This window comes from Corynebacterium kefirresidentii (assembly GCF_016599755.1).
Classification (GTDB): domain Bacteria; phylum Actinomycetota; class Actinomycetes; order Mycobacteriales; family Mycobacteriaceae; genus Corynebacterium; species Corynebacterium kefirresidentii.
The window spans coordinates 2,203,783-2,215,834 of record NZ_CP067012.1; the positions used below are offsets into that span (position 1 = coordinate 2,203,783).

Below are 12,052 nucleotides of genomic sequence, written 5' to 3' on the forward strand. Positions count from 1 at the left end.
AATCCGTTCTTCCTTTAGTGTTTTAGGCGAAAACACGACGGATGAGCACTGCCTACTCCTTTCACCGACAACGATTGCTCCCTAAAGCATAACAGTTTCAAGCTGCAAAGAAATGCCAAAGCCCCCTTTCCTACCACGCAAGAAACGCGGCAGGTAAGGGGGCCTAACGGCGGACGCTTGGAGTGGATTACTCCACGGTCACGGACTTGGCCAGGTTGCGAGGCTGGTCCACGTCGTAGCCCTTGGACTTGGCTACGTGGGCAGCGAAGATCTGCAGCGGCACGGTAGCCAGCAGCGGCTGCATGAGGGTCGGCGCCTTCGGGATGCGGATGACGTGGTTAGCGTAATCCTCCACGGCGGTATCGCCTTCTTCCGCGATCACGATGGTGATAGCACCGCGGGCACGGATCTCCTGAATATTGGAGACGACTTTGGAGTGCAGGGAGTCGCGGCCACGTGGAGATGGCACGATAACGAAGACCGGCTGGCCTTCTTCAATAAGCGCAATTGGGCCGTGCTTGAGCTCGCCTGCGGCAAAGCCCTCGGCGTGCAGATAAGCGATCTCCTTGAGCTTCAGCGCACCCTCGAGAGCCACCGGGAAGCCCACGTGGCGGCCCAAGAAGAGCACGGATTCCGCGTCCTTCATGGAATTGGCCAGGTTGGCCACCTGGTCTTCCTCGTCGATGACGCTTTGGACCTTATCCGGCATGTGGCGCAGCTCAGCGAGAACGCCCTGGATCTCATCGGCGAACATATTGCCACGCAGCTGAGCCAGGTAAAGGCCAAGCAGGTAGGTGGCGGTAATCTGCGCGAGGAAGGCCTTGGTAGAGGCCACGGCGATTTCCGGGCCGGCGTGGGTGTAGAGCGCGGCATCGGATTCGCGCGGGATGGACGAGCCCTGGGTATTGCAGATGGCAATGACCTTGGCGCCCTGCTGGCGGGCGTGGCGCACGGCCATCAAGGTATCCATGGTCTCGCCGGACTGGGACAGCGCAACAACGAGAGTCTTCTCGTTCACGATCGGATCGCGGTAGCGGAACTCGTGAGCGAGCTCGACCTCGGTAGGAATGCGGCACCAGTGTTCGATGGCGTAGCGTGCCACATGGCCAGCGTAGGCGGCGGTACCGCAGGCAATGACGATGATCTTGTCGATGGACTTCAGCACGGTCTCATCGATGCGCAGATCATCGAGGGTCAGTTGGCCTTGCTCATCGAAGCGACCCAGCAGGGTATCGCGCACGGCGGAAGGCTGGTCGTGGATTTCCTTTTCCATAAAGGAATCAAAGCCGCCCTTTTCCGCAGCGGCGGCATCCCACTTGATTTCAAAAGGCTTGCCCTGTGCAGGGTTGCCCTCATAATCGGTAATTTCCACCTCGTCCGCGGTGATGGTCACAACCTGGTCGTTGTCCATCTCCACGGCAGACTTGGTGTAATCAATAAAGCCGGATACATCGGAGCCGAGGAAGTTCTCGCCCTCGCCCAAGCCGATAACCAGCGGGGAGTCGCGGCGAGCGGCAACGATGCGATCGGCCTGTTCGGCGTGGATGGCCAGCAGGGTAAACGCGCCCTCCAGGCGAGCGCAGGTTAGCTGCATAGCCTTGGTCAGGTCGCCGGCTGCCTCATTGTGGAAGACATCTCCCAGCAAGGTGGCAGCGACCTCGGTATCGGTCTCGGAAACGAAGTTATAGCCCTTGTGCAAAAGCTCGGACTTGAGCTCCGCAAAGTTCTCGATGATGCCGTTGTGTACCACTGCCAGCTTGCCGCCATCGACCACGTGCGGGTGCGCATTCAGGTCGGTGGGGCCACCATGGGTAGCCCAGCGGGTATGGCCGATGCCCAGCACGGAGTCAGGCAACGGGCGGGCTGCAATCTCAGCATCCAGCGCAGCGACCTTACCGGCCTTCTTGCGCCAGCTGATATCTCCATCGGCGTACATTGCTACGCCAGCGGAGTCATAGCCGCGGTATTCCAAACGGCGCAGCCCTTCCAGAACTACGTCGAGGGCGAAGTAATCACGGCCACCACCAGCGTGACCAATATATCCAACAATTCCACACATGGTTGCTGATTTTACAGCACAAGGGGCAAAGCTCTAGGCGGGCGGGGCGTCGGCAAGCAAGGCACGGCACCCCACCCGCTACTGTGCTGGGAAAACTAGCGCGATGCCTGTTCCAAAAGCTCCAAAATGTGGTGGTAATCCTCGCCGGTGGCACGGGTAAGGCCAAGCTCGCAAGTGCGGTTGGTCGAGGCGTGATACTGCGCTCCGATTTCCTTGACTTGCGCTGCCTCGGCGCGGGTGGCGGCAGCGGTAAGCTCCGAGTGCAGCATGCCGCGGTCACCGGCATAGCCACAGCAATTCCACTCGGTGGGAATGTGTACCTCGGTCGCGGCGGCGCGGGCCACCTTTTCTACATCGTCCATCATGCCCAGCTGGAAGGCAGAGCAGGTGGGGTGCACAGTCATGGAAGCCACTGGATTCTTTACTTCCAGCTGCGGCAGCAAGGTATCGGCCGTAAAGCTAATGGCGTCAATAACTGTGATACCCACCGACTCCAACATATCTTTAAAGCCAGCGGTGCAGCTGCTGGCGTCCACGATAACCGGAAGGCGCGCACCATCAGTAGCGTCCATGACGATATCGCGCACGCGCTGCTCCATTACATCGTGGCCGGCCTGCATGCCCTTGGAAGACCATGGTGTACCACAGCAAAGCTTGTCGATGCCCTGCGGAACCTCCAGCGCGACCCCGGCGCGCTCCAAGAGCGCCACAAAGGAATCGGTAGCACCCTTGCCGCCGCCTTGCGGGCCGAACATGGTGTTCACGCAGGCGGGCAGATAGATTCCGGTGGTCTGGGCATAGCGATCACCTACGCGGCCGGCCAAGCGGCCGCGGGACTTGCCGCCCTTGCCCAACTCTGGCTGGTACTGCGGGAGATTATCGGCACCGATGAGACTGCGGCCCACATCGGTAACCTTTTTGACTAGCTCGGTGGGCAATAGGTGCGCGCCGGTAAGCGCTACCCCGGCGCCTTGGCTGACTACCTGCCAGTTCTTGGCGGCAGCACCCCACAGCTTTTGCTGCGCTGGCTGGGCTTCCTCGCGGCGCAAGCGCTTGATGAACTTGCCGGTATCGATGCCTACTGGGCAGGCAGTGCGGCACATCGAATCCACGGCGCAGGTCTCGACGCCCATGTACTCGTAGGCCCGATCTAGCTCAGCGACGAGTTGGCTATCGCCAGCTTCTTCCGCGCGCTTGCGGGCGCGGCGCACCACAATGCGTTGGCGTGGGGTAAGCGTGAGGTCGCGCGACGGGCAGACCGGCTCGCAGTAGCCGCACTCCACGCAGCGGTCTACTTCCTCTTCCACGGTGGGATTGAGCTTGATGTTTTTGATGTGTGCATCGGGGTCATCGTCCAAGATGACGCCGGGGTTCATCGTGTTGGTGGGATCGCAGGCCCGCTTGAGTTCCTGCATTACCTCATAGAGCTCATCGCCGTACTGGCGGCGCACATACGGCGCCATGGCGCGGCCGGTGCCGTGTTCCGCCTTGAGATTGCCCTCGGCCGAGAGGACCAAGTCCACCATGCCCTCGTTGAAACCGTTATAGCGACCGATGGCATCATCGCCTTCAAAGCGGTCCGTAAGCAGGAAGTGGATATTGCCGTCCTTGGCGTGGCCGAAAATGACGGCATCATCATATCCATAGCGGGCAAAGAGTTCCTGCAGCGAAGAACAAGTATCTGCCAGATCGCCGACGGGCACGACGATGTCTTCCAAAAGGGCCGTCGTGCCAGACGGGCGCGCCTCTGCTACCTGGGCGTACAGACCCTTGCGGAAATTCCAAGCGGAAGTGCGCGTTGTGGCATCAGCCGAGAAGGCTGCCGGGGACTGCAGCGGCAATTCGCGCAAGAGCTGCGATCCCTTGCTTTCTTTCTCCTGCAATTCCTCTTGGGCATCAGCGTGATACTCAATGAGCAACGCGGCCTGCTTATCCACATCGAAACCGGTAATGGCCTGCGGCACCTTATCAAAGCCTTGACCGACGCGAATAGAGGCAGAGTCCATCAGCTCCAGGGTGGCCGCTCCGGTCTCCAAAAGTGCCGGCAGGGACTTGGTGGCAGCGCTGAGATCATCAAATACGGCCACCGTGGTGGTGGTCAGCTTAGAAATCGGCACCGTGCGGAAAACCGCTTCCGCAATGAAGGCCAGGGTTCCTTCCGAACCGATAAGCAGGTGCTCAAAAAGCTTGACCGGGCTATCAAAGTCGAGGAAGGAATTGAGACCATAGCCCATCGTGTTTTTCAGCTGGAAGTGACGGCGGATAATATCCACGGATTCCTGGTTATCGCGCACACGGCGCTGCAGGCGGATAAGCGTGTCCACCAGCTCCGGTTCCTGCTCCTGGAACTGCCGGTCTGCATCCGGATCGGCGGTGTTAATTACGGTGCCGGTAGGCAGCACAAAGGTCAGCGATTCCAGAGTGTTATACGTATTGAGCTCAGTGCCGCAGGCCATGCCGGAGGAGTTATTAGCCACCACGCCGCCGATGGTGCAGGCAGACTCGCTGGCCGGATCCGGCCCCAGTTTGCGGTTGCGCAGGCCTAGGCGGGCGTTGACCTGACGCACCGTCGCGCCGGGCTGGACGCACACGCGCTTGCCCTCATCAAGAACTTCTATACCGCGGAAGTGCTTGCGCACATCCACCAGGTATCCATCGCCGGAAGCCTGACCTGCCAGAGAGGTGCCACCGGAGCGCAGAGTTACCGGAACATTCTGCTGCCGGCCCGCACGGAAGATGGCCGCCACATGCTCGGCGGAGCGAGCCTCGATGACTGCCTTGGGGGTGTACAGGTAGTGCGAGGCATCGGAGGCATGTGCCACGCGGTCAATGACCTCGGTCTTTACCTCCATCCCATAGCGAGTAGAAAGTTCTTGCACATCAACGACGCCGGTAGTCATGTACCGCAGCCTGCCTTCCCAGAAAAAGAGTACGTAGTTGTTCACACATTGCACTCCCCTGCGCTTAGCGTCGCAAGTTAGGAGGGGCTTAGGAAAGCTCGCCGCCACACCCGCTCCTCGGCCGGATACTGCGTAGATTTTTCTCAGATAAACCCGCACCCTTTCCCGCCTGGCGGGTGATCTTCATCTATCCTGGAATGCGTGTCTGCGAATTTGAAAAAACATCTAGCAACGTTGTCGAAGCGTGGCCGCAACCGAGTTTTGGTTGGCGACCTTGACTATGCCGGAATCACCGGCAAGGTTTATACCCCCGCGGAGGGCCAGAGCCTGCCCGCGGTGGCTTTTGGCCATGACTGGATGCACAAAATTAAGGATTACCACGCCACCCTGCGCCACCTGGCTAGCTGGGGCATCGTCGTGGTAGCCCCCGATTCTGAGACCGGCCCCTTCCCCGACCACCGCAACCTAGCTGCGGATATGGAATCCGCGTTGCAGATTGCCGCCGGGGTAAAGCTAGGCTCCGGAAACATTACGGTCTCCCCGGGCAAGCTCGGCATGATTGGCCACGGCATGGGCGGTGGCACCGCCGTGTTAGGAGCCTTGGATAACAAGAAGGTTAGCGCCGTCGCCGCTATTTATCCCTCAGTCACCTCCCCCTCTGCGGTGCAGGCTGCCCGCCGCATTGACACCCCGGGCCTAGTCATCGGTTCCGGCCAGGAAGACATCTTCAATGCTGGCAACCCTGCCAAGCTCGCCCATAATTGGAATGGCCCGGTGTGCTTCCGCGCCATCGACAAGGGCACACACGCCGGCTTCACCGAAGATCGTCTGCGCAAGCTGGCCATCGGCACCTCCGCTTTCCAGTCTGGACCCACCGAAATCGCCCGCGGCTTGGTCACCGGCTTCCTGCTGGCCACCCTAAATGACGATTCCACTTACGCCGCCTTTGCAGATCCAGAAGCAAGCGCAAAGAAGGTCGAAAGCTTGGTAGGCGAGGACCTGGCTGAGCGCGCCGGAGTTACCCGGGACGCTTAAGGCTTTAGCCTCGCCGCAGCACAGATTGCACCTGCCCCGACGCGTTTCGTGAACGCGCCGGGGCAGCGCCATATCGGGGCCTGGGCGCCGCTGCTTGTCGACGCCCCACTTGCCCCTTCTCCCTCCGTGCCTCCTGCATGGCCTTATCCGCGGATTTTTCAAGCTCGTCTTGCGCTTTCGCCAGCGTTTTTTCAAATTCCAGCAAGCGTTTAGCCGTCCTTTCTCGAAAGCCCTGCGCAAACTCTGCGAAATCATTATTCATTACCACTGCCCTGCCTTTCGTGCCTTAATGGATGGTTCTTCTGGCGCGGGTCCTGCCTCTGGCTGGGGCGCTGGCGCCGGCGCAGGTGCTGGGTCGGGAGCTGGTGCTGGCTCAGGAGCCGGTTCTGGGCCCGGCTGAGGCGCTGGCGCAGGTGCCTGTTCAGGCGCCGGTGCTGGGGCTGGTGTCTCCGCTGCACCAGCGGCTTGGAGGTGCGCCACCTTTTCCGGTGGCGGCGTTGGCTCCTCTACCTGAGACAGCTCTGGGGGCGGTGTTATGACTCCGTCATCACCAGTCGGTTCAGGTTCAGGGCAAGGCTCCGGTTCGGGCTCTGGCTTAGGCTCAGGGCAGGGATCAGGTTCTGGCTCAGGTACGGGATCGGGTTCGGGTTCTTGCACCGGCCAATCCAGTTCGGACATGTTCTCCAAGCACTGTGCAGCGCCTTCCACAATGAGGCCCACGCCCACCAATGCGATTCCAGCTCCGACCAAGCCGAGGCTACCGCTACAGGAGGATTCGATCTCACAGACTTCTGAGCTGGTCTGGGTAGTAGTGACACATTCTTCAGTACTCTCCCCGGTATTCTCTGGGCACAGTGGTTCTTCGCTTGTGTCCGTTTCAGAAGCGGGTTCGGTTTCCATTTCTGGCTTGGGCTTCGGCTCTGGATGAGATTCTGGTTCCGGGCACGGCTCTTCTACCTGCTGCGGCTGTTCCGGTGCTTCCTGCGGCGGAATGATCTCCGCCTGCGCCGGCCTAGTGGTCTCTACTTCGCGCTCCGACTGTACTGGCCGCTCGGTGTTTGATTGCTCGGTGCACTCACAGCAGTGGCACCCAGCACCATGCTCTGATGAGGTCTCCGTGTGCATTTCCGTCTCGGCTGCAGGCTCCGGTGCAGGGCATGCCTCAGGTGGAGTAGGCGTTGGTGAAAGAGGCGTCGGTTGTGGTGGAACGGAGGTGGCGTGGTGTGATTCCGGCTTGGAATCAGGCTCCGGCATCGGTTTGGGCACAGGTGGGCACTCCACTTGCGCAGGCTCGGTGGGCCGCGATGGCGGGCACTCATCCTTTGGCATCGGATTCGTGGGAGGTGGAGCGTCTGGGCACTTCTCTACGGGTGCCGGGCAGGCTTCATCTGCAGGTTTAGCCGGCGTCGGGCATTCTTCCGGCATCGGGCGCTCACAGACGCACTCACAGCGCGATTCGAACTCGCTATAACAGGATTCGATCGCATCATCGCGGTCGCGGCAGGTGCTGGCGATATTGTGATTTGTCTCCTCAATAATTTGCCCCCCGATCGTGGAAAGAATCGGGATGATGAACCTGGCTAAAGGGTGTTTGGTGGCGACCATGGACAAAATATTTAACAGTGGGATGACCGCAGAGACGAGCTCGGTAAGGGCCGTGTCAGAGACATCAACGACGTCAGCAATAGCGCCTGAGCACTGCTCCGCCGAGCTAGTCAGATGTGCGGCATCTTGGCGGTCAATGTCGAAGTCTTCCTGCACGCCGCACAGGTGCTCACGCATGGCGCCCTGAGCAACCTCGGAATCATCCTGCTGCAAATAGCCCGCTAGTTCAGCACCGCCTCCCTTCGGGCGATTGCCGCCCACGGCCGCAACGGTATTTTTCACCAAATTTTCGGGCGCAATGCCATCAACCGCACCGACTAACTCTCCTAGTAGATTCATCGGCATGCTGGGGCCCGAGTAGCTGCCCAGGCAGGCGAATTGGAATTGAGAAATAGCGTTAGAGTAGTCCCCCAACAGGGATTTTGTCAGCGTACTCACTTGCTGCCAGCCTCCCTACCGCGTGCAAAGGAGCTGCCAAAGGACTCATCAAAATCGGCGAAGGCGCGCACCTGTTCATGAGCGGCGTGGGCGGTGGCGGATAAATTATCCAACCTCTGCCCGCCGCGCTCATGGATGCGCGCCAAGACATCACGAATGCGCTCACCGTGGCCGCCAAAATTGCGTCCAGCCGCGGCCACCGGAAAATCCGGTACCTCGGCCCGGTGGGCATCGCGTTGCTCGTCGTTATCGGCTACGACCTGCCGTAGTGCGGACATCGCCTCCAAGGGGCGAAGAAAAACCTCAGACACTTGTGTATTCCCCCAAATCCATATGCGGTAAAAGTTCTCACCTTCATTGGACTGGGGATTGCGCCAAATGGTTCCCTCGGATTATAAAAATCTTCCACACTAAGCGGTGACTCTAGACCGAAGAAACGATGGCGGAAAGCCTCCCTGCAACCTTGCGGGCCTGCTCCTTGTCCGCAGCCTCTACCATGACGCGGAAAACTTCCTCGGTGCCGGAAGGTCGCAGCAGGACGCGGCCGGTCTCGCCGAGTTCTTCCTCGGCCTGAGCGATGGCTTCTTGTACTTCGGGGGCATCCATGATGACGCCCTTATCAGAAACCGGCACGTTGATGAGCACCTGCGGTAGCACGGTCATTACCGATGCTAATTCCTTTAGGGACTTCCCGGACTTGGCCATGCGCGCCATGATAGACAGGCCGGTAAGGGTGCCGTCGCCGGTCGTGCAATCATCCGTCAACACCACGTGGCCGGACTGCTCGCCGCCCAAGGAGAAATCGCCGCGGTTGAGCTCTTCTAGAACATAGCGGTCGCCTACTGCGGTGTGACGCACCTCGATGCCTTGTTCCTGCATCGCCAGCTTCAGGCCTAGGTTGGACATCACGGTTGCTACCAAGGTGTTATAGCGCAGGTCATTATCATCCTTCATGCCCACGGCCAACAGCGCCATAATCTGGTCGCCGTCAATCACATTGCCCTCGGCGTCCACAGCCAAGCAACGGTCGGCGTCACCATCGTGGGCCAGGCCCAAATCGGCGCCATGCTCGACGACGGCCGCCTGTGCCTTTTCAATATGCGTCGAACCGCAGTCCTCATTGATATTAAAGGCGTTCGGCTCATTGTGGATAGCAATAACCTCAGCCCCGGCCGCCTCATAGGCGATGGGAGCAACCTTGGAGGCCGCACCATTGGCGGTATCTACGACCACCTTGATGCCGCTCAAATCCGTGGAGACCACTTCCTTTAAATGGTTGAGGTAGCGCTCGCGTCCGTCTGGCGCCTCCGAAATGATGCGCCCCAACTTGGTGCCAGTCGGGCCGTCCTCAGTGAGGTTTTCCATAGTGGCCTGAATCTTGTCTTCTATTTCGTCCGGTAGCTTCTTGCCGCCGGCGGAGAAGAACTTAATGCCGTTATCCGGCATAGGGTTGTGGGAGGCAGAAATCATTACGCCGAGATCCGCGCCATAATCATCCGTCAGGTAGGCAATCGCCGGGGTCGGCAACACGCCCACGCGCACCACGTCAACGCCGCGGGAGGCCAAACCGGAGGCAATCGCCGCATCCAGCATCTCGCCGGAAACGCGCGGGTCGCGACCAATAATGGCCAACGGCCGACGCTCATAGGATTCCCGCTGGGCGGTGAATACCTCCGCAGCGGCCTGGCCTAGTTGCAAGGCCAGAATCGGAGTCAGCTTCTTGTTCGCGAGGCCGCGAACGCCATCGGTTCCAAAAAGTCGAGTCATGCAGTCAATTATGCATGCCTGTGCCCAGCGATTGCATGTTGGGGCAGTTTAGGCGAAATCAAGCTTTTGGTTTATCGACAGGTTGAGCAATATTCCTTCCACCCGCGCTTCCATAAAACGACGAAAGCCGCCTCCTCCAAAAGGGAAGCAGCGGCATTCTCGGCGTTTGCGCGCGCAGTAGAAGCGAGATTAACGCTTGGAGTACTGCGGTGCGCGACGTGCCTTGTGCAGACCAGCCTTCTTACGCTCAACTGCACGAGCATCACGGGTGAGCAGACCAGCCTTCTTGAGGGCGGTGCGGTCACCTGGGTTGTAGATGTTCAGTGCACGAGCGATAGCCAGACGCAGGGCGCCAGCCTGACCGGTTGGGCCGCCGCCGTTGACGGTGACCTTGAGGTCGAACTGGTTCTCACGCTCCAGCAGGGTAAGCGGCAACAGGATGTCCTGCTGGTGCAGCTTGTTCGGGAAGTACTCGCCGAACTCGCGGCCGTTAACCACGATCTGGCCGGAGCCAGCAACGAGGCGAACACGAGCGACGGCGCGCTTACGGCGTCCGACGGTCTGGATCGGGCCCTCGTGTACCGGAGCGGCAGCCTCAACCTCTTCGGTCTCGGCCGGTGCGATGGAATCACCGATGGTGTTGGTGAACTCTTCGGTAGCGGCGCTTGCTGCAGCGATGTCAGCAGCGTCGGCTACGTTGTTGTCGATGTTCTGCTCAGACATTACTGTGCCACCTGCTTAAACTCGAAGGTTTCCGGCTTCTGGCCGGCGTACGGGTGCTCTTCGCCTGCGAAGACGTGCAGCTTCTTGATGGAAGCGCGGGAGAGCTTGTTGTGCGGCATCATGCCGGCAACGGCTTCTTCGATAACGCGAACCGGGTTGGCGTCCAAAGACTGACCCAGGGTCATGGACTTCAGGCCGCCCGGGTAGCCGGAGTGACGGTAGCGCATCTCGCGGCCGCGCTTAACGGAAGAAACGTGGATCTTGTCAGCGTTGAGGATGATGACGTGGTCACCAGCGTCAACGTTCGGTGCGAACTGTGGCTTGTGCTTGCCGCGCAGCAGGTCTGCAACGGTGGAAGCGAGCTTGCCCAGCACCACATCAGTAGCGTCGATGACGTACCACTTGCGGGTGATGTCACCGCTCTTTGGGTGGAAAGTAGACAATTTGACTCCTTGAAAGTCTGTCTCGGAACTGCCGGCCAGCGCTAAGCATCCATCCACTCCCGTACAGCGGCCGGTGGAGACCTGCAGGGAGCGCTTCGTCAGCTGCTAACCGACGAGCGAACACATAGGTCTCCTACCCTACTTGCTGACCCGCTCGAAAACCAAAACGCCGAAACCGGTACCTTCCGCGGCTCAAACGGAAGGTACCGGCTCGTGGGTGTGGGCTAGAAAGGTACGACTTGAAAAGGTGGAAGAGAGGAAAAGAGGTGTTGGTCAAAAAGTGCTCACGCTGCAATCTTTTGCCAAGACTGCGGCTGCGTCCGCCTCCTGCCACTCAAGTGTGGTCAGTGGCACCGCAAGCTCGGCCAAGACAGCCTGAAACAGTGCAGGCGGGGCGCGGATCTAACCCCAGCTTGCGGCGGCGCGACGATTGACGTCACTCATTGCATCATTGCCCTGAGAGACGGTCTTGGAGATGGTCGCGAGCACGGTATTGAGTTCCTGAGATGCCTTGTCCCACTTGGCCTGTGCCTGGTTATAAGCCACTGCGGACTCGCCCTCCCAAGTGCTCACCATCGGCTGCAGCCGCGCCTTCAGGTCTGCCAAGGTGCTGTTGATGCGACCTGAGGTAGCGTTGATATCAGCTGCGGCGGAAGAAATGGCACCGAATTCGTACTTGATCTCGGACATGTGGTGGTGGATTCCCTTCTGTGAATCTATAGGTTTTGGTCAGTGGACTAGAGAACTGTGCAGTGCGGTTTAGAGGGCGAGGCCGCCACCAACATTGGAGAATGCCTGGGCGTTTTCTGCTTCCACGTTGTCGAAGTTGTGGGCGTTGCTGCGGATATTGTCAGAGATAGAGGCCAATGCCTCGCGCAGCTGTTGTGCAGAGGTGTTGTAGCGCTGCATCAGGTCATCGAAAGAGACCTGGGCTTGGCCTACCCAGCTTCCGCGCACAGAGTCGACGACTCCCTGCAGGCGGGTGAGCTCGCCTTGGACTTCATCATTGGTGTTATCGACTTTGCCGGCGGTGGCAACCATGACATCGGCTTGTGTCTTGAAAGTCTGAGACATAAGAGTGC

The 12,052-nt window shown here is 59.6% G+C and carries 11 protein-coding genes; 1 reads left to right on the forward strand and 10 read right to left on the reverse strand.

Going from position 1 to position 12,052, the window contains the following annotated elements:
• Positions 1 to 187: 187 nt before the first annotated feature.
• On the reverse strand, positions 188 to 2,059 hold the full coding sequence (gene glmS, locus I6I12_RS10590) for a glutamine--fructose-6-phosphate transaminase (isomerizing) (protein ID WP_023020611.1): 1,872 nt from the start codon (positions 2,057 to 2,059) through the stop codon (positions 188 to 190).
• Between the two features lie 95 nt (positions 2,060 to 2,154).
• On the reverse strand, positions 2,155 to 4,959 hold the full coding sequence (locus I6I12_RS10595; protein ID WP_200289067.1) for an FAD-binding and (Fe-S)-binding domain-containing protein: 2,805 nt from the start codon (positions 4,957 to 4,959) through the stop codon (positions 2,155 to 2,157).
• A 201-nt stretch (positions 4,960 to 5,160) separates the two neighbouring features.
• Here I6I12_RS10595 and I6I12_RS10600 point away from each other — a divergent pair, with 201 nt between their 5' ends.
• Positions 5,161 to 5,994 (forward strand): dienelactone hydrolase family protein, encoded by an 834-nt coding sequence (locus tag I6I12_RS10600; RefSeq protein WP_200288258.1) that lies wholly within the window; start codon positions 5,161 to 5,163, stop codon positions 5,992 to 5,994.
• Positions 5,995 to 5,998: 4 nt separating this feature from the next.
• Here the strand turns inward: I6I12_RS10600 and I6I12_RS10605 are convergent, their stop codons facing one another.
• The 8 genes from I6I12_RS10605 to I6I12_RS10640 form a co-directional block, all read right to left on the reverse strand.
• Positions 5,999 to 6,256: a hypothetical protein gene (locus I6I12_RS10605; RefSeq protein WP_034655755.1), complete on the reverse strand. Its 258-nt coding sequence runs from the start codon at positions 6,254 to 6,256 to the stop codon at positions 5,999 to 6,001.
• Complete coding sequence (locus I6I12_RS10610) at positions 6,256 to 8,037, reverse strand: hypothetical protein (RefSeq protein ID WP_200288259.1); 1,782 nt, start codon at positions 8,035 to 8,037, stop codon at positions 6,256 to 6,258. The genes I6I12_RS10605 and I6I12_RS10610 overlap by 1 nt, the downstream gene beginning before the upstream one ends.
• Positions 8,034 to 8,348, reverse strand: coding sequence for a hypothetical protein (locus I6I12_RS10615; RefSeq protein WP_023020607.1), 315 nt, complete (start codon positions 8,346 to 8,348; stop codon positions 8,034 to 8,036). Before I6I12_RS10615 ends, I6I12_RS10610 begins: the two co-directional genes overlap by 4 nt.
• 112 nt (positions 8,349 to 8,460) lie before the next feature.
• The gene (glmM, locus tag I6I12_RS10620) at positions 8,461 to 9,804 is read right to left on the reverse strand and encodes a phosphoglucosamine mutase (RefSeq protein ID WP_023020606.1); all 1,344 of its coding nucleotides are present in this window, start codon (positions 9,802 to 9,804) and stop codon (positions 8,461 to 8,463) included.
• A 189-nt stretch (positions 9,805 to 9,993) separates the two neighbouring features.
• Positions 9,994 to 10,527, reverse strand: coding sequence for a 30S ribosomal protein S9 (gene rpsI / locus I6I12_RS10625; RefSeq protein WP_023020604.1), 534 nt, complete (start codon positions 10,525 to 10,527; stop codon positions 9,994 to 9,996).
• A complete protein-coding gene (gene rplM / locus I6I12_RS10630; protein WP_023020603.1) occupies positions 10,527 to 10,970 on the reverse strand; it encodes a 50S ribosomal protein L13 in 444 nt (147 codons plus the stop codon). Before rplM ends, rpsI begins: the two co-directional genes overlap by 1 nt.
• Positions 10,971 to 11,372: 402 nt before the next feature.
• Positions 11,373 to 11,660 carry a WXG100 family type VII secretion target gene (locus I6I12_RS10635; RefSeq protein ID WP_005322746.1) on the reverse strand — a complete coding sequence of 96 codons (288 nt, stop codon included), beginning with the start codon at positions 11,658 to 11,660 and terminating at the stop codon, positions 11,373 to 11,375.
• Positions 11,661 to 11,729: 69 nt separating this feature from the next.
• The gene (locus tag I6I12_RS10640; protein WP_023020602.1) at positions 11,730 to 12,044 is read right to left on the reverse strand and encodes a WXG100 family type VII secretion target; all 315 of its coding nucleotides are present in this window, start codon (positions 12,042 to 12,044) and stop codon (positions 11,730 to 11,732) included.
• Positions 12,045 to 12,052: the final 8 nt, after the last annotated feature.